Raw genomic sequence first — 18,955 nt, forward strand, 5'->3', positions numbered from 1 at the left:
ATCGGCTTCAGCGCCATTCGGGGTGGCGACATCGTTGGCGAACATGACGTACTTTTTGCCGCCGCAGGCGAAAGGATCATCCTGCGCCACGTTGCCAGCGACCGTGCGCTGTTTGCGCGGGGGGCTTTGAAGGCGGCGCTTTGGGGGCAGGACAAGGCACCCGGCGAATACGACATGCTGGATGTCCTGGGCTTGTCCGACGAGGCGTGATCACGCCAGTGTGACGGAACCCAACTGATCCAATCCTGCATTCTCCACGTATGTTCTGACAGTAATGCTGCCCGGAGGATGTCATGTCGAATCGTATCGTCGCGGCTGTTGCCGTCGCTGCAGCTTTTCTGTTGCCGCAGGCCGCTGCAGCCGAACTGAAGCGCATTGAGGACAAGTCTGAATTCGTTCGATTGGTCGAGGGCAAAACCCTGTCGCGGCCTTTGGTGCGTCTGAACGTGACATCGGATGGCAAGGTCTCGGGTCGCGGCGCGACTTGGGACGTGACCGGATCATGGGATTGGAAGAACGGCTTTTTCTGCCGTGACCTGAACTGGGGCGGGGATGACCTTGGCTATAACTGCCAGGCGGTTCTCGCCAACGGGTCCGAGATGCGGTTCATTGCAGACCAAGGCGCGGGTCAGGCAGCGGATTTCCGTCTGCGCTGACGCTCAGAAGTCGATCGCGAGACCGCCCTTTTCCCAATCGCCATAGCGCACTGGCTCAGGGCCGTCGCGGCCTCCCAATTCTTTCGGAAGAGCTTTTTCCGCGTCCGCTTTTCTCCGGCGTTCTTCGGCTTCGGCCAAGGCACGCTGGGCGGCGGGGGGCAGGTCTTTGGGTGTGTCGGAACTCATCGCGGTCTTCCATATTGTTCGTGATTGATATACGCGCCTCCCGGTCCGGGACAACCCGGGCCCGTTTGCAGGAGTGGCCCTTGCCCGCACCCACATCACCCCGGCTCGTCGCGCTGGATGGTCTGAGCCAGATCATCGGGGAAGGGCGCATGTTGTCAGATGTCATCAGCGATCCCGTCTGGCAGGACCTGACGCCGCCTGAACGCGCGACGGCTCAGCGGCTGATCTCGGAAACGCTGCGATACCTCGGGCGCGCCGATCATCTTCTGACACCGCACCTGAACCGACAGCCGCCCTTGCGTGTGATGAACCTGCTGCGCATGGCAACGGTCGAGTTCATGACCGGGGGTGCTGCGCATGGTGTGGTGAACGAGGCTGTCAAACTTGCGGGTCGCACCAAGAAAACCGCACCCATGAAGGGGCTGGTCAACGCGGTTCTGCGCAAAATCACCGCAATGGAGGTGGCTGCGTGGGACGCGGTGCCCGACACGATGCTGCCGAAATGGCTGCGCCCCAAGCTGGCCAAGGCATGGAGCAAATCTGTGGTTGCAGAGATCGAGCGCGCCCATGCCGTGCCGCCGCCGGTTGATCTATCGGTCAAAGAGAACGCGGCAGGCTGGGCGGAAAAGCTGGGCGGTATGGTTCTTCCGACGGGTTCCGTTCGGTTGACCGCTCGGGGGCAGGTTTCGGCGCTTCCGGGGTTCGAGTCCGGAGAGTGGTGGGTGCAGGATGCCGCGGCGGCCATGCCCGTTCACCTGCTGGGGGATGTATCCGGCAAACGCGTGCTCGACATTTGCGCCGCTCCCGGCGGAAAGACGATGCAGCTTGCCGCGAAAGGTGCGGATGTGACCGCGCTGGATATTTCTGAGGCCCGTATGGTGCGGCTGACCGAAAACCTGACGCGGACCCAGCTGACCGCAAAGACCGTGGTCGCTGATGCGCTGACATATGAAGATGGTCTGTTCGATGTGATCTTGCTGGACGCGCCTTGCTCGGCGACAGGCACCATCCGTCGGCACCCCGACCTGCCCTATGTCAAAACGCAGACCGGGATTGACGATCTGGTCAAGCTGCAGCGCGCGTTGCTGACCCGTGCGATTGGGCAGATCGCACCGCAGGGAACCCTTGTCTATTGCACCTGCAGCCTGTTGCGCGAAGAGGGCGAAGATCAGATCAAATGGCTTTTGGCCCAGAGTGACGAGGTCGAAATCAAGACCCCCAGCGCCCCCGGTCTGGACCCGAATTGGATCAGCCCAGAGGGTGGTGTGCGCCTGCGGCCGGACTACTGGCCCGAGCTTGGCGGTATGGATGGATTTTACATGGCGATTTTGCAGCGCAAAGGCGAAGCGGCGCCTGCATGACATTTGCACCGTGACTCGATTCACTCGCGAGGCTATGGTGTCAGCATAAGAACGCTTGCGTAAACGCAAGACAGAGGCAGAGCTGATGTTCCGACTGGACGCTGCAAAACGGGCGCAGGCCCGGATTTTGAACCGTGTTCACGCACGACTGTCCACGCGTGCCAAGCCCGCAACCGCCTTTGTCGCTCAGCCTGAACCCCGAACCGTCGGGTCTTATGCGCGCGGTCGGCAGCTCACGGCAGGAAATCTGCTTTTCGCGGGACATCTTGTCGAAGCGCCGGGTGCGATCCTGTGGGACATCACGCCTCCGGACGATGTGTTTCTCGAAGAAATCCATGGGTTCGTCTGGCTCGACGACATGGCCAGCGTCGGAGACGCGGCAACCCGAAAGACCGCGCAAAACTGGCTGTTCGAATGGATTGCCCGATACGGGAACGGGTCCGGCCCCGGCTGGACGCCCGAACTGGCAGGACGGCGGGTCATCAGGTGGCTGCATCATGCGATCTTTGTACTGGGTGGGTGCACACCGGAACAATCGCGGGCGTTCTTCCGGTCGATTGCGCAGCAGACAATCTTTCTCAACCGTCGCTGGCACAGCTCTGCGCCCGGGCTCCCCCGGTTCGAAGCGCTGACTGGGTTGATCTCGGCCGGGTTGTCCTTGCAAGGGATGGAGGCGCAGGCAGATCCCGCGATCAAGGCACTGGGTCAGGAATGTGCGCGTCAGATCAACGAGGCAGGTGGCATTCCGACCCGCAATCCAGAAGAATTGCTGGAGGTCTGTACGCTCTTGATCTGGGCGCGGGATGCGCTTGAGGACACCGCGCGGTCGCCCGAAATGGCGCATATCCAGGCGATCACCCGGATCGTGCCGACCCTGCGCGCATTGCGCCATGCCGATGGCGGGCTGGCGCGTTTTCATGGCGGTGGGCGTGGTGTAGAAGGACGGTTGGACACCGCATTGGCGGCTGCCGGAACCAAGGCGCAGGCGGCCAAGGGGTTGGCAATGGGCTATGCACGTCTGTCCGGCGGGCGCACGACGATGGTGATCGATGCGGCGGCCCCACCAAGCGGGCAGGCCAGTTTCAACGCCCACGCCTCGACCCTCGCGTTCGAGCTGACCTCTGGGCGGCGTCCGTTGATTGTCAATTGCGGGTCCGGATCGACCTTTGGCGAAGACTGGCGCAGGGCGGGGCGCGCAACACCGTCACATTCGACGCTGTGCCTTGATGGATTCTCAAGCTCTCGGTTGGGCAGCACGTCACGGATCGGGTCCATTGAGCGGGAGCTGTTGGACGACATCCCCAAAGGTGTGCCGGTCGAACTGTCCCGCGCCACGGATGGCGCGCGGTTCGAAGGCGGGCATGATGGCTATCTCAAGACGCACGGGCTGACTCATGCCCGTATTTTGGAACTGACTTTTGATGGCCGCGGCGTGGTGGGGGAAGATCTGTTGATCGCCCTCGATACCCCGGCAAAGGCGCGGTTCGATCAAAAGCTCGAAGACAGCCGACTTGCGGGCATTCCCTTCGACATCCGTTTCCATCTCCATCCCGAGGTCGACACCGCCATCGACATGAATGGAACTGCTGTCAGCATGGCGTTGCGCAGTGGTGAGATCTGGGTGTTCCGCTTTGAAGGGCGCTGTGATCTTGCGCTGGAACCTTCCGTTTATCTGGAAAAAGGCCGATTGCGGCCCCGCGCGACCAAACAGATCGTTTTATCTGCCCGCGCAATGGAGTATGCGACCCGCGTTCGCTGGTCGCTGGCGAAGGCTCAGGAGACCGCAATCGCGGTCCGGGACCTTGTTCAGGACGATGCGACAGAGCTGCTGAACTGAACTACTGGGACTTATCGCTGTCATGACCAATCTCGCCCCCCTTCGCCGTGCGCTTTTGTCCGTTTCGGACAAGACCGGACTTGTTGACCTTGCCAAGGCGTTGGATGCCCGGGGTGTGGAACTGCTGTCGACGGGTGGGTCTGCCAAGACGCTGCGCGACGCGGGTGTGCCGGTCAAGGACGTGGCCGAGGTGACGGGCTTTCCCGAAATGATGGATGGTCGTGTCAAGACGCTGCACCCGATGGTGCATGGCGGATTGCTGGCGCTGCGCGACAATGACGATCACGTCGCGGCCATGACAGAGCATGGTATCGGCCCAATCGACCTGTTGGTGGTGAACCTCTACCCGTTCGAAGAAACTGTCGCCAAGGGTGCCGACTATGACACCTGCATCGAAAACATCGACATCGGCGGCCCCGCGATGATCCGCGCTGCGGCCAAGAACCATGCGTTTGTGACGACGATTGTGGATGTTGAGGATTATGACGCATTGCTGGCCGAGCTTGACGCGAATGACGGCCAGACCACGCTGGCCTTCCGCCAGCGTCATGCGCAGATCGCCTACGCGCGCACCGGGGCCTATGATGCCGCCGTCAGCACATGGATGGCCGGAGCGATTGGAGAAGAAACCCCGCGCCGCCGTGTGTTTGCCGGAACGCTGGCCCAGCCACTGCGCTATGGCGAGAACCCGCATCAGGGCGCGTCGTTCTATCATGATGGCTCGGCCCGTCCGGGGGTTGCCACGGCGACTCAGCTGCAGGGCAAGGAGCTGAGCTACAACAACATTAACGACACCGATGCGGCCTTCGAACTGGTTTCGGAATTCCTGCCGCGTGACGGGTTTGCCTGTGCGATCATCAAACACGCCAACCCCTGTGGCGTGGCAACAGGCCGGACGCTGAAAGAGGCGTATCAAAAGGCGTTTGACTGCGACCGGACCTCTGCCTTTGGCGGGATCGTGGCGCTGAACTCCACCCTTGATGGTGAAACCGCCGAGGCGATTGCCGAGATTTTTACCGAGGTGGTCATCGCGCCTGGCGCGCATCAGGATGCCAAAGATGTGTTCGCCAAGAAGAAAAACCTGCGCCTGTTGACGACACCGGGTCTGGCCAACACGGCCGAGCCGGGCACTGCTTGGAAACAGGTGTCGGGCGGTATTCTGGTGCAGAACCGCGACAACGGGCGGATCAATATGGACGACCTCAAGGTCGTGACCAAGATTGCGCCGACCGACGACCAGATGCGCGACCTGCTCTTTGCCTGGACCGTAGCAAAGCACGTCAAGTCCAACGCGATCGTCTACGTCAAGGACGGCGCGACTGTGGGGGTTGGTGCAGGCCAGATGAGCCGTCTGGACAGTGCGTTGATCGCCGCCAAGAAGGCCGAGCGCATGGCCGAGGCGCTGGGCCTTCCTGAACCGTTGACCAAGGGCAGCGCAGTGGCCTCTGATGCGTTCTTCCCATTCGCCGATGGTTTGCTTGAAGCGGCCGCCGCCGGCGCGTCCTGCGTCATTCAGCCGGGCGGGTCGATGCGCGACGATGAAGTGATCAAGGCGGCGGATGAGGCCGGTCTGGCAATGGTGCTGACAGGGATGCGCCACTTCCGGCACTGAATTTGACCGTCCGGTAAAATTCCGGAGCAGGGCAAAGGAGACAACATGCGTCTGGTGGCCATCGTCGCGGCGGCGATCTTTCTTCTGGATCAACTGACCAAATGGTTGGTGGTCCACGTGATGGATCTGGCCCGCGTCGGCGCCATCGACGTGTTTCCGCCCTATCTGAATTTTCGAATGGCGTGGAATACGGGCATCAATTGCGGCCTGTTGTCGGGACAGGCGGACTGGACCCGTTGGGTGCTCATCTCGGTCGCATTGGGGATTGTCCTGTTCGTGCTGGTTTGGATGCGTCGCGATCCGCCGGGGCGCACGGGCCTGATTTTTGCGGGGTTGCTGATCGGTGGCGCGCTGGGCAATGTGGTGGATCGGCTGCTTTATGGGGCGGTCGCAGATTTTCTGAACATGTCCTGTTGCGGTTTCACCAATCCTTATGCCTTTAATGTCGCTGACATTTCGGTGTTTATCGGGGCGATTGGGCTCGCACTGTTCTCGGGCGGGAAAAACGCCTCGTGACGAGTGCGGCTTGATGCGCTAAAGCAGGTTTGAGGCGATTACGGAGGCGGGCAGACACCATGATGCCACGCGCATGGATCATACTGGCACTGGTGGCGCTGACCGCCTGCGGATCACGTCAGGACACGGCGGACCGGGAAACAAACCTGCGCCAATTGCGCAATCCCGGAGGCACGCCCGAGGAATTCTCGATTGTTCCGCCAAAGCCCTTGGAAGCGCCGGTAAGCCTGACCGAACTGCCGATACCGACTCCGGGTGGCACAAACCGGACCGATCAGACGCCGCTGAAAGACGCGGTCTCTGTTCTGGGCGGTGCGCCATCGCGGCTGGATGTGCAGCCGGGCATCGGTGCCGGGGATCAGGCGATCGTCGCACGCGCGTCGCGCTTCGGTCGGGCAGACGACATCCGCGAACAGCTTGCCGCGGAAGATCAGGCCTTCCGGGAACGCCGGTCCTTTTTCAACTGGCGTCTGATACCCGAGGACACCTACAACCGGGTCTACCGGGGGCAGTCGCTTGACCCTTATTCTGCGCTCGAGGCAGCGCGTCGGGCCGGTGTGCTGACCCCGTCTGCTCCGCCGGAACGCTGACACGGCGGCTTTAGCGCCATCGCAACCTGCTCACGAAACTGTTGGAGCGCTTGAAGTTGGTCGTACGCATCGTACCTTACTTCAAAATGGAGGAGTATTGCCGATGCGTCGCCTGATGGCCCTGACCGGGGCTCTCGTTTTCGCTACTGCGCCTTTGCTTGCGCAAACAATCGAGGATCAGGTCACAACATTCCTGCTTGAGAATGGGATGGATGTCGTGGTGATCGAAGACCACCGTGCGCCCGCCGTGGTTCACATGGTCTGGTATCGTGCCGGATCGGCGGATGAACAGCCCGGCGTTTCGGGGGTTGCGCATTTCCTGGAACATTTGCTGTTCAAAGGGACCGAAAAACTGGCCCCCGGCGAATTCAGCGAAATCGTAAAGGCGAATGGCGGCACCGATAACGCCTTTACTAGCTTTGATTACACGGCCTATTTCCAGCGTGTCGCGGCAGACCGCCTTGGCCTGATGATGGAAATGGAAGCGGACCGGATGAAGAACATCCAGCTTGACCGCGAAGACATCCTTACCGAACGCGACGTGATCATCGAAGAGCGCAATCAACGGGTGGAGAACGACCCCAGATCGCTGTTCCGGGAACAACGTATGGCCGCGCAATATCTCAATCACCCCTACGGCACGCCGATCATCGGCTGGCGGCACGAGATGGTGAATCTCGATCTGGATGATGCGCTGGCCTATTACCGCCAGTTCTATTCGCCGAACAATGCTGTTCTGGTCGTGGCGGGGGATGTTCTGCCCGACGATGTTCTGGCTTTGGCACAGGAGCATTACGGCCCGATCCCGCGCAATGAGGCGCTGCCCGAACGGGTGCGTCCATCTGAGCCACCGCAGATGGCCGAGCGACGGATTACCTTCAGCGATCCGCGCGTAGCGCAGCCCTATGTGATGCGCACCTATCTGGCGCCCGAACGGGATTCCGGAGACCAGCGCAAAGCAGCCGCGTTGACCTTGCTGTCGGAAGTGCTGGGCGGGTCGCAAACCGCAGTCCTGCCGCAGAAATTGCAGTTCGAGGAAAAGCGTGCGGTCTATGCTGGCGCCTTTTACAGCGGCCTGTCGCTGGACGACACGACCTTTGGCGTGGTGAACGTTCCCGCGCAGGGCGTGACACTGGAAGAGGCCGAAGCGGATATGGACCGCGTGATCGCGGAGTTCATGGAAACCGGTGTCGATCCCGTTCAGCTCGACCGCATCAAATTCCAGTTGCGGGCGCAGCAGGTCTACGAGTTGGACAGTTCCAATTCGCTGGCCAACCGATATGGCGCGGCACTCACCTCGGGTCTGACCATCGAGGATGTGCACGAATGGCCGCGCATCCTGCAATCCATCACGCCCGAGGAAATCATAGCCGCCGCACAGGAAGTGTTTGACCGTGACAATGCCGTGACCGGGTTCCTCCGCACGGCGCAGGAGGTGACGCAATGAAGGCCTTTGGTTCCCTGATCGCATTCATGCTGTTGGCCGCCGCCCCACTCCGGGCGGAGATCGACATTTCCGAGGTCACCAGCCCGGGCGGTATCAACGCGTGGCTGGTGCAGGAAGAGTCGATCCCGTTTGTCGCACTCGAGCTGCGGTTCAAAGGTGGGGCTTCGCTTGATCTACCGGGTAAGCGCGGTGCGACGAACCTGATGGTCGGACTTCTGAACGAAGGCGCTGGCGATCTGGACTCGCGTGCGTTTTCAGAACGGGCAGAATCGCTGGCCGCGAGTTTCGAATTCGACGTCGGCGATGACGCGGTGTCGATCTCGGCCCGGTTCCTGACTGAAAACCAGGATGAGGCGCTGGCCTTGTTGCACGATGCGATCACGCAGCCTCGTTTCGATCAGGATGCGATTGACCGGGTCAAAGGGCAGTTGGTGTCGGTCATCCGGTCGGATGCGCAAGATCCCGACAATCTGGTCGGTCAGGCGTTCGACAGCATGGTCTTCGGAGATCATCCCTACGGGTCCGCCATTGAAGGCACCGAAGAAAGCGTCGCTGCGTTGACCCGGGATGACCTGATTGCCGCGCATAAAGGGGCTTTGGCCCGTGACCGGATCTATGTCGGTGCTGCCGGAGATATTTCGCCCGAGGCGCTTGCCGAAATTCTGGATAAGCTGTTGGGCGATCTGCCTGAAACCGGCACACCGCAGGCTCCCGATGTCGCGGTGTCGACTCAGGCAGGTGTGACCGTTGTCCCATTTGACGTGCCGCAATCCGTTGCGGTCTTCGGGCATGAAGGCATTGCGCGGGACGATCCGGATTTCTTTGCCGCTTACGTGCTGAACGAAATTCTGGGCGGTGGCGGGTTCGAGGCGCGTTTGATGGAAGAGGTGCGCGAGAAGCGCGGCCTGACCTATGGCGTCTACAGCTATCTCGTACCCAAGGACCATGCCGCGCTCTATCTCGGCCGGGTTTCCAGCGCCAATGACCGCATCGCGGAAGCCATCGACGTGATCCGCGACGAATGGACCAAGATGGCCGAGAACGGTGTCACAGAAGAGGAACTGTCCACCGCGAAGACCTATCTGACCGGGGCCTACCCGCTGCGGTTCGATGGCAACGGTCCGATTGCGAACATCCTTGTCGGGATGCAGATGGACGATCTGCCGGCAGAATATGTGAACACCCGGAACGCGCAGATCGAGGCGATCACGCTGGACGACATCAAGCGGGTTGCGGCGCGTATCCTCAAGCCTGAGGCATTGCATTTCGTGGTTGTGGGCAAGCCCGAGGGGCTGGATTCCTGATTTTTACCGGATGGTAAAAGAAAGGCCGCGCTGAGGAAGCGCGGCCTTTCTGGTTTAGGGCGGGCAAATCCTTGGAAGGATTTGGCCAAACTCTTTGAAGAGTTTGTCGCGCTCAGTTCAGCAGCCCGGCATGACGCAGGCCGTTGTCGATCAAATCGCGTGTCGGCTGGGACACCGGGAACAGCGGCGGGCGCATTTCTTCGTCACAGAGGCCCAGACGGCTCATGGCGTATTTCGCGCCGCACAGACCGGGTTCGACGAAGATGCTGTGATGCAGCGGCATCAGCCGGTCCTGAATCTCCAATGCGGTGACATAGTCGCCTGCCATGGTCGCTTCTTGCATCTGCGAACACAAAGCCGGAGCCACATTGGCGGTGACAGAGATCATGCCGACACCACCCTGCGCGTTGAAGCCATGCGCGGTTGCATCTTCGCCCGACAGCTGGACAAAGTCCTTGCCGCAGGTGAGGCGCTGCGCACAGACGCGGCCCAGATCGCCGGTGGCGTCCTTGACCCCGATGATGCGCGGCAGCTTGGCCAGTTCGCCCATCGTCTTAGGCGACATGTCCACAGCGGACCGACCGGGGATGTTGTAGATGATGATCGGCAAGGTGCAGGCATCATGCAGCATGGTGAAATGCCGGATCAGTCCGTCTTGCGTCGGTTTGTTATAATAGGGCGTGACGACAAGGCCCGCCTGCGCGCCCGCCTTTTCGGCGTGCTGCAGGAAGCGGATCGCTTCGTCGGTGTTGTTCGACCCGGCGCCGGCGATGACCGGAATGCGCCCTGCGGCGGCCTGAACAACGAAGGACACGACCTCTTCGTGCTCTTCATGGGTCAGGGTCGGGCTTTCGCCGGTGGTGCCGACGGGAACAAGCCCGTGGCTGCCCTGATCGACATGCCAGTCCACAAGCTGTTTGAGCGTGTCAAAATCCACTGCACCGTTCTTGAACGGTGTGACCAGTGCAGGCATCGACCCTTTGAACATGTCACGCTCCTTTTCGTGTGTGGCTGGTATGCCGTTGCGCCCGTCCCGCGAATGTGAGTTGCAGGGCGCGGGCTGCGGGTTATCCTCTAGCGAGCCGTCTATCCTGTTTCATCGGAGAAAATGCAAGCCATGTTTCGGCGTATCGCGATCCTGACGGTGCTTCTGCTGTCCATGCCCCTTGGTGTTCTCGCGCAGGGCAATGCCCGTCCGCTGGAACGGGCCATGGACCTCATGCGTGAAGGCAATTGGGCAGCGGCCCAGATCGAAGCGCGGGGCGACGGACAGGCGGCGCTCGACGTGATTCTGTGGCATTATCTGCGCGCCGGACTCGGGTCACTGCGCGAGGTGCAGGATTTCCTGTCGCGCAATCAAGACTGGCCGGGTCTGCCCTTTCTGAAGGAAAAAAGCGAAAGCGCCATGACCTCGGCCCCGGCAGAGGCGATCCGCGCCTTCTATGCCGATCACGTTCCCGAGACAGGGGCGGGGGCCCTGTCGCTGGCGCGGGCTTTGTTGACGGCAGATGATCGCCCGGCAGCAGAGGCGGTGATCCTGCGCGCTTGGACCACGCTGACCCTGACCGCTGATGAGCAGGAAGCGTTTGTTGCCAGTTATGGTGATTTTCTGAAACCCCACCACATGGCGCGACTGGATGCGATGCTGTGGCAGGGCAGTGCCTCGAATGCTCGTGCCATGTTGCCCTTGGTGGGCGAGGATTGGCGCGCTTTGGCCGAGGCTCGGATGGCATTGCGGGCGGATGCAGCCGGGGTTGATACGCTGATCGAAGCGATCCCGGCCGCGTTGAGCGCGGATGCAGGGCTTGCCTATGAGCGGTTCGCGTGGCGCATGCGCAAGGGCCGGACCGATGATGCGGTGGAGCTTTTGCAGGCGCGGTCTACCTCGCGTGAAGCGTTGGGGCGTCCTGACATTTGGGGGCGCCAACGTGACGATCTGGTGCGGCGCCTGATGTGGGACAAGCAGTACAAGCGCGCCTATGACGTGGCGGCGAACCATCATCTCGACGAAGGGTCATCTTTTGCCGATCTGGAATGGCTGTCGGGATATCTGTCGTTGCGGTTTCTCGATCAGCCCGAACGCGCGGCAGAGCATTTCCGGGCGTTGCGCGGTGGCGTTGAATCTCCCATATCCCTGGGCCGGGCCGGATATTGGTTGGGCCGCGCACTGTCGGAGGCCGGTGATGCGGCAGGGGCGGCAAAAGCCTATGCGTTTGGGGCGCAGTACCAGACGTCGTTCTACGGTCTTCTTGCAGCCGAGGCTGGTGGGCTGCCGCCCGATCCGCTCTTGGCTGGAACAGAGCTGTTCCCCGATTGGAGGGATGCGCCGTTCACGCAGTCGTCGGTGTTTACCGCCGCCATCCTGCTCTTGGATGCAGAAGAAAAGGTTCTGGCGGAACGGTTCCTGACCCATCTGGCCGAGTCGCTCGACCGCACGCAGATTGGACAGATGGGGCAAATGCTTGAGGATTTGGGTCTGCCGCATCTGCAGGTGATGCTGGGCAAGCGGGCCGCGCAATTCGGGCATGAGGTGCACGGGCCGTACTATGCTCTTCATCCGCTGGCAGAGGCCAAGCTTCCCGTCCCGACCGAGATTGTTTTGGCAATTGCGCGGCGTGAATCCGAATTCGATCCGGGTGTGATTTCTCCCGTGGGGGCACGCGGGTTGATGCAGGTGATGCCGCGCACCGCCGAGGAAGTCTCGGGTTGGCTTGGTCTGGAGTATTCGGAAAGCCGGTTGTTGTCTGATCCGAATTACAATGCCGTGCTTGGGTCGGCTTATCTGGAAAGGCTTGCGCAGCAATTCTCTGGGAACGCGGTGATGATGGCGGCAGGCTACAACGCGGGACCAAGTCGCCCAGAGCGTTGGATGGAGGAGCGCGGCGACCCAAGGCGCGGCGAGATGGATATCATCGACTGGATCGAGCACATCCCCTTTACCGAAACCCGGAATTACGTGATGCGCGTCACCGAAAGCCTTCCGATCTACCGCGCACGGTTGGGACGTGATCCACATCCGGTGCCGTTTTCGGAAGAGTTGAAGGGGTCAACCCTTTTGCCGCTGACGCCACAGGGTGAATAGACCCGCGCCAACGATCAGGCTTACGCCGAACACGACGTTGGGGCGGATCGCCTCTCCAAACACCATGATGCCAAGGCTCGCCGCGAAGGGCAGTTGCAGGTAGGCAAAGGGCTGCACCGCGCTGGCCTCGGCCACGTCATAGCATTTGATCAGAAGGTAATGCCCGGTTGCACCAGTGATGCAGAGCAGTGCCATCATCGCCCAGTCGATCGGCACCATGGGTTCCCAGAACCAGATGCCGATCAGGGTCATGAACACGGCCCCCACCGTGCCGGTCCAGAAAAAGCTCGTGGCGGCGCTGTCCTTGCGGGCGGCGTAGCGGGTGAGCAGTCCGTAGAGCGCGAACATCAGGGCAGAGAGGGCCGGGATGATGGCGAGCGGCGAGAAGACGCCAAAGCCAGGTTGCAGGATGATCAGGATGCCGATGAACCCAACGCCAATCGCTGTCCATCGCCGCCACCCCACCTGTTCGCCAAGGATCGGACCGGAGAGCGCCGCGACGAGCAGCGGATAGCATGCAAAGATTGCGTGGCTTTCGACGAGGCCCAGATAGGTGAAGCCCAGCACCATCACGCAGATCTCGGCTGCCAGCAGAAGGGCGCGGAAGCCTTGCAGCCAAGGTTGGGACGTTGCGGTGGCGGCGCGCAACCCTCCGGCACGGCGACTGGCGACAAACATCACGTAGGCAGCGAAGAACCAGTAGCGGATCATAACCACCATCAGCACGTTGTATTCGCTGGCCAGATGCTGGGACAGACCGTCCTGCATGGCGAAAACGAAGGTGGTCGCCACCATCAGCCAGATGCCCAGACGGTTATTGGTATCGGTCATGTCAGGCGGCTTTCCGGGCGATGGTCATGTGGCGTTTGCGGCCAAAGCCGGGGATGCGGGTTGTGATCAGCCCCGCCGCATCCAGCGCGCGCCGGACGTGACCGGCAGCGGTGTAGGTGGCGGCGGTGCCATTGGGGACGGTTTTTTCGGCGACGCAGGTCAGGAGGTCGGGTTCCCAGAGTTCCGGGTTCTTGGCTGGGGCAAAGCCGTCAAGGAACCAGGCGTCGGCGGGTTTGGACATGGTTTTTACGGTCTCACGCGCGTCGCCTTCGACAAGGGTGAAGTGCAGGTCGGGCAGGGAAATCTCGCGTGTGTTGGTTGCCCAGTACGGGGCTAGGTCTTCTGCAATCGGGGCGAGGTCCGGAAACGCCTGTTGCGCGCGGATCATGTCTTGGGGCTGCATCGGGAATGCTTCGAAACTGGTATAGTGCAGCGTGCCGTCCTGACCGCTGGACCGCCAGAGGTCGAGCGTGGCCAGCAGGTTCAGCCCGGTCCCGAAGCCCAGTTCGGCAATATGGAACCCATCCCTGAACCGCGAAGGCAGGTCGTTGCCCTCCAGAAACACGAAGCGCGTTTCTGCCAGTCCGTTGTCGAGCGAAAAATAGGGATCGTCGAACCGGCGAGAGACAGGGACATCCCCATCGCGCCAGTCGAGCGGTTCCGTCTGGAGTTCCATGATGACATACCTTAGTGACAGCGCGACCTTGGCGAGGAGTATCCGGAATGGCAATGCCCGAAATCACAGTGCGCGGGGCGGGGATTTTCGGCCTGAGCATCGCGTGGGTTTTGACGCAACGGGGCGCGCGTGTGCAGGTGGTCGATCCGTATGGTGCAGGCTCGGGATCGAGCGGGGGCCTGGTCGGTGCCTTGGCGCCGCATGTGCCGGAGAACTGGAACGACAAGAAGGCATTTCAGCTCGACAGTTTGCTGATGGCAGAGGCCTTCTGGGCTGATGTACAGGCGGCGGGTGGCGTCGATCCGGGCTATGGCCGCACCGGTCGGTTGCAACCGATTGCTGACGATCATGGATTGGACTTGGCGCGGGCCCGTACCGAAGGGGCGCGGGATCTCTGGCAGGGGCGTGCCGTCTGGGAGGTGATCCCGGCTGATGAGGCGGGCGCGTTTGCACCGCTCTCGCCTTCGGGTTTCCTGATCCGGGATACCCTGACCGGACGGATGCACCCGCGACAGGCTTGTGCCGCGTTGGTTGCCGCGTTGCGCGCCAAGGGCGTGGAGGTGGTCTCTGACGCGCGGGATCGGGGTGCGGTCATCTGGGCCGCCGGATGGCTTGGCTTGCTCGAGTTGTCCGATGCCTTGGGCAAACCGGCCGGCGCAGGCATAAAGGGGCAGTCCGCCGCCTTGGCCTATGATGCCGGTCCGGTGCCGCAGGTGTTTGTCGATGGTTTGCATATCATTCCGCACGCAAATGGGACTGTCGCCATCGGTTCGACCAGCGAACGGGAGTTCGACACGCCCGACGGATTGGACGCACAATGTGACGACCTGATCGCCCGTGCCATTGCGGCGATGCCTGTTCTGGCGGACGCGCCAGTGGTGGACCGTTGGGCCGGGGTGCGCCCGCGTGCCCGGTCGCGCGCGCCGATGCTTGGGGCTTGGCCGGGGCGCGAGGGCCATTTCATCGCCAATGGGGGGTTCAAGATCGGGTTCGGCATGGCGCCCAAAGTGGCGGATGTGATGGCCGATCTGGTGTTGGATGGTCGTGATGCGATCCCAGACGGATTTCGCGTGCAGGCCTCTATGTAAGAGGCATGGCGTCGATGGCTTTGGCGATCTCGGCCACTCCGGGATCAATGCGGGCTTGCGCGATAGAGCTGTAGGCCAATCGGTAGTAATTTCGCGGCGGTGCGTCTCCGGAAAAGAAGGCGGTTCCGGGTTCGATCAGGACGCCGACCTTGCTGAGGCGTTGTGCCAGCTCTTCGCAATCAACATGATCGGGAGCACGCATCCAGAAGCTGGACCCGCCATAGGTGCCTTTGCCCGCAATCGTCAGCCCATATTTGCGAATTGCGTGTTCCATGATCACACGCCGATCATTGAGCGCCTTGCCGGTGCGACGGATCAGGCTGTCATAATGCCCAAGGCTCAGGAAATAGGCTGTGGTGCGCTGGGTCAGGCCGGGTGGATGGCGCAGGATCGACGCCCGCAAGGCGCGTGCTTCGCGGATGAACGGGGCCGAGCCGACAAGGTAGCCAAGCCGCAGCCCGGGGAAGAGCGATTTGGAAAAGCTGCCGACATAGATCACGCGCCCGTCTTCATCGAGGCTTTTCAGGGCCGGCATGGGCGGTTTGAGATAGGCCATTTCGAATTCGTAGTCGTCCTCAACGATTAGCGCGTCAAGCGTTCGTGCGCGGGCGAGAAGCGCCTGCCGTCGCGCCAGCGGCATCGTGTAGGAGGTCGGGCATTGATGGCTGGGGGTGGTGAAAATCACATCCGTGTTCTCTGGGATCTGTTCGGGCGGAAGCCCGTCTTCATCCACGTCCAAAGCACTCAGATGGCAGCGGCATTGGGTCAGCACGCCCCGCAGCGCCGGGTAACAGGGGTTTTCGATCACCGCATGGCGGCGTTGCGTGAGCAGCACCTGCGACGTCATCCAGAGCGCGTTTTGGGCGCCCATCGTGATCAGAACTTCGTCAGGTTTCGCAGTGATGCCGCGCCGTGGCAGGGTATGCCGCAGGATAAATTCGACCAGTTGGGGATCGTCCTGATCGTAGTAATCGCGGGTCAAGGCCGCGAAATCCTTGGCTCCAAGCGCCTGCAAGGCGCAAAGCCGCCAGTTCGCGTGATCGAACAGTTGCGGATCGGTTTGGCCATAGAGGAATGGGTATCGGTATTGCGCCCAGTCTTGCGGTTTGACGAGGGTCGCGGTACCCATGAATTTCTGTCCCAGTGCGCGAGACCAATCAACGGCGTCTTCGCGGCGGGGTGTGTTTTCGAACTGCGGCGGTTCGGGCGCGTCGTCGGACACATAGTAGCCGGAGCGTCCGCGCGATGACAGGTAGTCATTGGCCAAGAGTTCGGTATACGCGAGTGTCACGGTGATACGGCTGACACCGAGATGTTGCGCGAGTTTGCGACTGGAGGGGAGCTTTTCCCCACGGCGAAACCGGCCCGACAGGATACCCTCCGCGACCATCTGCTGGATGCGGGCCTGTAGCGTGCCTTTTGTGTCGGGTTTGAGAAAGAAGTTCTCGACGGGGATGGCCATGGGGTTAGCCTAGTTTGGACTTATGCCCTTGGCAATCTGGTCTTACGCTGCGCGGGGGTCTCGTGCTTACCTGAGAACCCCAAAATCTTCTGGGGTGCCCCCAGAATCTTCGTACGAAGATTCTGAAGCAACATAATTTCGTTTTTGTTAATGCGGCACGGCTGACCCGATGGGCCGAAAGCCGTGCCGCAAGGTCTGCGCGCCTACTCGGACCAGCTGACTCTGGTCAGATCGGTCGCTTGTGTCGGTGCGTTCTGCCAAAGCCCCTTGATCCGCGCATCGGCCACAGTCGGGAAGGCCAACTGAAACAGGTAACCGTTGACGTAATCGTCGGCGATCATCGTCTGGGCCTGTGTCAGAAGTTCAGATCGCGCGGCGGGGTCGCTGGTCGCGCCAAGTGTGATCATCAACTCCTGAAACGCCGGGTTGTCGTACTGGAAATAGTAATCCGGACGCGCATAGATGCCGATGTCGAAAGGTTCGGTGTGGCTGACGATGGTCAGGCCGAAATCCTTGCCACGGAACACCTCTTCCAGCCATTGGGCCCATTCGAGGTTGGTGATCTCGGTCTCGATTCCCACCGCGCGCAGTTGCGACGCAATGATCTCGCCGCCGCGCCGTGCGTAAGAGGGCGGGGGAAGTTTCAGTGTGGTGGTGAAGCCATCTGCAAACCCGGCTTCGGCCAAAAGCGCCTTGGCTTTCTCGGGATCGTATGCGGATTTTGCGGTCAGGTCGACGTAGTCGGGATTGTGCGGTGCGAAATGCGTGCCGATGGGCGTGCCCAGACCGAACATCGCGCCGTCGATGATCGCCTGACGGTCGATCGCATGGGCCACGGCTTCGCGCACGGTCTTGTTGTCGAAGGGCGGCAGTTTGTTGTTCATCGCGAGGATGGTTTCACCCTCGGTCGATCCGACAAGCACCTGGAACCGGGGATCAGCTTCGAACTGGGGCAGGTTTTCCGGGGCGGGGAAGCCCGCAAAGGCGTCGATGTCCTGCGCCATCATCGCGGCAAAGGCTGCTGTCGGATCGGAGATGAACTTGAACGTCGCCGCGTCCAGTGCGGGGGCGTCGCCCCAGTAGTCGGCGTTGCGGCTGATCTCGATGCGGTCCCCCTGCACCCATGCGTCGAACTTGAACGGGCCTGTGCCGATGGGGGTCTGCTTGATGGCGTCGATGCTTTCAGGGGCAACGATCACGGCGTCGCCCCAGGCCATGTTGAACAGGAAATTCCCATCCGGTGCCGAGAGTTTCACCTCTACCGTCGTCGGGTCGATGACAGTGACCTCGGAAATTCCGGCAAACAGCGCCTTCTGTGCGTTGGCGCTGTCTTCCGCGCGGGCGCGGTCGAGCGTGAACTTCACGTCTTCCGCATCCATGGTGCTGCCGTCGTGGAAGGTCACACCGTCGCGCAGTTTGAACGTGTAGGTGGTGCCATCCTCGCTGATGTTCCAGTTCTCGGCGAGGCCTGCCACGACAGACCCGTCCGACATGAACCGTGTGAGCCCTTCGAACACGTTGGAATAGAGCACCGAGTCGATGGCGCCCGCTGCGGCGCTGGTCGGGTCGAGATGCGGTGGTTCAAGCTGCAAAGCGATGGTCAGATCGGTCTGCTGTGCCAGCGCAGGCGTTGTGAGCAGCGCGGCCAAAGCAGCCCCGCGCAGGAAATGAGTGGTCATGGTGTCCCTCCTGTTGTTGGCGCGAGTGTCACGTCAAATCACGCGGCAATCAAGTCTCTGCTTTCACTGTCCTGACGGCACCAAAAGGGTTTCGAGTGCGCGGCCCATGACCTTGCCACTGTCGAGCATATCGGAGATGCCCACCCATTCATCCGGTTTATGCGCCAGTTCCAGCACGCCGGGCCCATACGCGATGCAGTTCTTCAACTTGCCGATCCGGTCGATGTGTTTCTGATCATAGCTGCCGGGTGACGCCACATAGGTCGGGTCTTGCCCCAGAACATCCCGGATCGCGTCATGCACTGTGGTGACGATGGGGGCGGTTTTGTCGGTCATCGACGGGATCACGCGATTGATCTCGCGAATCTCGTAGTCGAAATTTTCGCGGCGCGCCTTGAGGTCTTCAAGAAGGTCAATGACCTCTTGCCGCACCTCCTCGATCGGTTCCTCCATCAGAAACCGGCGGTCGATCACGATGCGGGAGCTGTCCGGGACGCAATGGGCCGGCAGACCGGTGTAGTCGCTGGCCTGTTCGGGCTGCCCGCCATGGATCGAGTTGATGTTCATCGTGGATTGCCGTGCGCCTTCGGGGACGACGGGCATCTCGGTCCAGCGCGCGGCCATGGCG

18 protein-coding genes are annotated in these 18,955 nt (G+C 61.4%); 11 read left to right on the forward strand and 7 right to left on the reverse strand.

Features of this window, described 5'->3' with window-relative positions:
• The coding region (locus JJ869_RS14795) for a dihydrodipicolinate reductase C-terminal domain-containing protein (protein ID WP_292268227.1) at positions 1-210 on the forward strand (210 nt) is incomplete at its 5' end.
• 83 nt (positions 211-293) lie between these two features.
• Positions 294-656 (forward strand): dihydrodipicolinate reductase, encoded by a 363-nt coding sequence (locus JJ869_RS14800; protein WP_292268229.1) that lies wholly within the window; start codon positions 294-296, stop codon positions 654-656.
• A gap of 3 nt (positions 657-659) precedes the next feature.
• Here the strand turns inward: JJ869_RS14800 and JJ869_RS14805 are convergent, their stop codons facing one another.
• Positions 660-842: a DUF1674 domain-containing protein gene (locus JJ869_RS14805; RefSeq protein ID WP_292268230.1), complete on the reverse strand. Its 183-nt coding sequence runs from the start codon at positions 840-842 to the stop codon at positions 660-662.
• A gap of 80 nt (positions 843-922) precedes the next feature.
• Between JJ869_RS14805 and JJ869_RS14810 the strand changes: the two genes are divergently transcribed.
• The 7 genes from JJ869_RS14810 (at position 923) to JJ869_RS14840 (ending at position 9,509) form a co-directional block, all read left to right on the forward strand.
• Positions 923-2,203 carry a transcription antitermination factor NusB gene (locus JJ869_RS14810; RefSeq protein WP_292268232.1) on the forward strand — a complete coding sequence of 427 codons (1,281 nt, stop codon included), beginning with the start codon at positions 923-925 and terminating at the stop codon, positions 2,201-2,203.
• Positions 2,204-2,288: 85 nt separating this feature from the next.
• Positions 2,289-4,040 (forward strand): heparinase II/III family protein, encoded by a 1,752-nt coding sequence (locus JJ869_RS14815; protein ID WP_292268234.1) that lies wholly within the window; start codon positions 2,289-2,291, stop codon positions 4,038-4,040.
• 22 nt (positions 4,041-4,062) lie between these two features.
• Positions 4,063-5,652 (forward strand): bifunctional phosphoribosylaminoimidazolecarboxamide formyltransferase/IMP cyclohydrolase, encoded by a 1,590-nt coding sequence (purH, locus tag JJ869_RS14820; RefSeq protein WP_292268236.1) that lies wholly within the window; start codon positions 4,063-4,065, stop codon positions 5,650-5,652.
• Between the two features lie 45 nt (positions 5,653-5,697).
• Positions 5,698-6,168, forward strand: coding sequence for a signal peptidase II (lspA, locus tag JJ869_RS14825; RefSeq protein ID WP_292268238.1), 471 nt, complete (start codon positions 5,698-5,700; stop codon positions 6,166-6,168).
• 59 nt (positions 6,169-6,227) lie between these two features.
• Positions 6,228-6,758: a DUF3035 domain-containing protein gene (locus JJ869_RS14830; RefSeq protein WP_292268240.1), complete on the forward strand. Its 531-nt coding sequence runs from the start codon at positions 6,228-6,230 to the stop codon at positions 6,756-6,758.
• 103 nt (positions 6,759-6,861) lie between these two features.
• Positions 6,862-8,205: a pitrilysin family protein gene (locus tag JJ869_RS14835; protein WP_292268242.1), complete on the forward strand. Its 1,344-nt coding sequence runs from the start codon at positions 6,862-6,864 to the stop codon at positions 8,203-8,205.
• Positions 8,202-9,509, forward strand: a complete 1,308-nt coding sequence (locus JJ869_RS14840) for a pitrilysin family protein (RefSeq protein WP_292268244.1) — start codon at positions 8,202-8,204, stop codon at positions 9,507-9,509. Before JJ869_RS14835 ends, JJ869_RS14840 begins: the two co-directional genes overlap by 4 nt.
• Before the next feature lie 112 nt (positions 9,510-9,621).
• Here JJ869_RS14840 and dapA read toward each other — a convergent pair whose 3' ends face one another.
• Positions 9,622-10,497 (reverse strand): 4-hydroxy-tetrahydrodipicolinate synthase, encoded by an 876-nt coding sequence (gene dapA / locus JJ869_RS14845; protein WP_292268246.1) that lies wholly within the window; start codon positions 10,495-10,497, stop codon positions 9,622-9,624.
• A 129-nt stretch (positions 10,498-10,626) separates the two neighbouring features.
• On the opposite strand from dapA, the gene JJ869_RS14850 reads away from it, so the two are divergent.
• Positions 10,627-12,591, forward strand: a complete 1,965-nt coding sequence (locus tag JJ869_RS14850) for a lytic transglycosylase domain-containing protein (protein ID WP_292268247.1) — start codon at positions 10,627-10,629, stop codon at positions 12,589-12,591.
• Here the strand turns inward: JJ869_RS14850 and JJ869_RS14855 are convergent.
• Entirely contained in the window at positions 12,556-13,422 is an 867-nt protein-coding gene (locus tag JJ869_RS14855; RefSeq protein WP_292268248.1) for a DMT family transporter, read from the reverse strand. The two genes, JJ869_RS14850 and JJ869_RS14855, sit on opposite strands and share 36 nt — an antisense overlap.
• A 1-nt stretch (position 13,423) precedes the next feature.
• Positions 13,424-14,098 (reverse strand): tRNA (5-methylaminomethyl-2-thiouridine)(34)-methyltransferase MnmD, encoded by a 675-nt coding sequence (gene mnmD, locus JJ869_RS14860; RefSeq protein WP_292268249.1) that lies wholly within the window; start codon positions 14,096-14,098, stop codon positions 13,424-13,426.
• Positions 14,099-14,145: 47 nt separating this feature from the next.
• On the opposite strand from mnmD, the gene JJ869_RS14865 reads away from it, so the two are divergent.
• Entirely contained in the window at positions 14,146-15,186 is a 1,041-nt protein-coding gene (locus tag JJ869_RS14865) for an FAD-dependent oxidoreductase (RefSeq protein ID WP_292268251.1), read from the forward strand.
• On the opposite strand, the gene JJ869_RS14870 is transcribed toward JJ869_RS14865, so the two are convergent.
• The 3 genes from JJ869_RS14870 to JJ869_RS14880 all read right to left on the reverse strand — a co-directional run.
• The gene (locus JJ869_RS14870; protein ID WP_292268253.1) at positions 15,179-16,648 is read right to left on the reverse strand and encodes a PLP-dependent aminotransferase family protein; all 1,470 of its coding nucleotides are present in this window, start codon (positions 16,646-16,648) and stop codon (positions 15,179-15,181) included. The two genes, JJ869_RS14865 and JJ869_RS14870, sit on opposite strands and share 8 nt — an antisense overlap.
• A 203-nt stretch (positions 16,649-16,851) precedes the next feature.
• Positions 16,852-18,327 (reverse strand): ABC transporter substrate-binding protein, encoded by a 1,476-nt coding sequence (locus tag JJ869_RS14875; protein WP_292268255.1) that lies wholly within the window; start codon positions 18,325-18,327, stop codon positions 16,852-16,854.
• Between the two features lie 63 nt (positions 18,328-18,390).
• Positions 18,391-18,955, reverse strand: a 565-nt coding sequence (locus JJ869_RS14880; RefSeq protein ID WP_292268257.1) for a M20/M25/M40 family metallo-hydrolase, incomplete at its 5' end; no start/stop codon positions are given.

Origin of the sequence: Marivita sp. (assembly GCF_017643905.1) — a bacterium.
In the GTDB taxonomy this organism is placed as follows: domain Bacteria; phylum Pseudomonadota; class Alphaproteobacteria; order Rhodobacterales; family Rhodobacteraceae; genus Marivita.

Bases quoted from the DNA above. Each gene is read 5' to 3' on its own strand.
- JJ869_RS14800 (WP_292268229.1), top strand. From the start codon at position 294: ATGTCGAATCGTATCGTCGCGGCTGTTGCCGTCGCTGCAGCTTTTCTG.
- JJ869_RS14805 (WP_292268230.1), bottom strand. From the start codon at position 842: ATGAGTTCCGACACACCCAAAGACCTGCCCCCCGCCGCCCAGCGTGCC.
- JJ869_RS14815 (WP_292268234.1), top strand. From the start codon at position 2,289: ATGTTCCGACTGGACGCTGCAAAACGGGCGCAGGCCCGGATTTTGAAC.
- purH (WP_292268236.1), top strand. From the start codon at position 4,063: ATGACCAATCTCGCCCCCCTTCGCCGTGCGCTTTTGTCCGTTTCGGAC.
- lspA (WP_292268238.1), top strand. From the start codon at position 5,698: ATGCGTCTGGTGGCCATCGTCGCGGCGGCGATCTTTCTTCTGGATCAA.
- JJ869_RS14830 (WP_292268240.1), top strand. From the start codon at position 6,228: ATGATGCCACGCGCATGGATCATACTGGCACTGGTGGCGCTGACCGCC.
- JJ869_RS14835 (WP_292268242.1), top strand. From the start codon at position 6,862: ATGCGTCGCCTGATGGCCCTGACCGGGGCTCTCGTTTTCGCTACTGCG.
- JJ869_RS14840 (WP_292268244.1), top strand. From the start codon at position 8,202: ATGAAGGCCTTTGGTTCCCTGATCGCATTCATGCTGTTGGCCGCCGCC.
- dapA (WP_292268246.1), bottom strand. From the start codon at position 10,497: ATGTTCAAAGGGTCGATGCCTGCACTGGTCACACCGTTCAAGAACGGT.
- JJ869_RS14850 (WP_292268247.1), top strand. From the start codon at position 10,627: ATGTTTCGGCGTATCGCGATCCTGACGGTGCTTCTGCTGTCCATGCCC.
- JJ869_RS14855 (WP_292268248.1), bottom strand. From the start codon at position 13,422: ATGACCGATACCAATAACCGTCTGGGCATCTGGCTGATGGTGGCGACC.
- mnmD (WP_292268249.1), bottom strand. From the start codon at position 14,098: ATGGAACTCCAGACGGAACCGCTCGACTGGCGCGATGGGGATGTCCCT.
- JJ869_RS14865 (WP_292268251.1), top strand. From the start codon at position 14,146: ATGGCAATGCCCGAAATCACAGTGCGCGGGGCGGGGATTTTCGGCCTG.
- JJ869_RS14870 (WP_292268253.1), bottom strand. From the start codon at position 16,648: ATGGCCATCCCCGTCGAGAACTTCTTTCTCAAACCCGACACAAAAGGC.
- JJ869_RS14875 (WP_292268255.1), bottom strand. From the start codon at position 18,327: ATGACCACTCATTTCCTGCGCGGGGCTGCTTTGGCCGCGCTGCTCACA.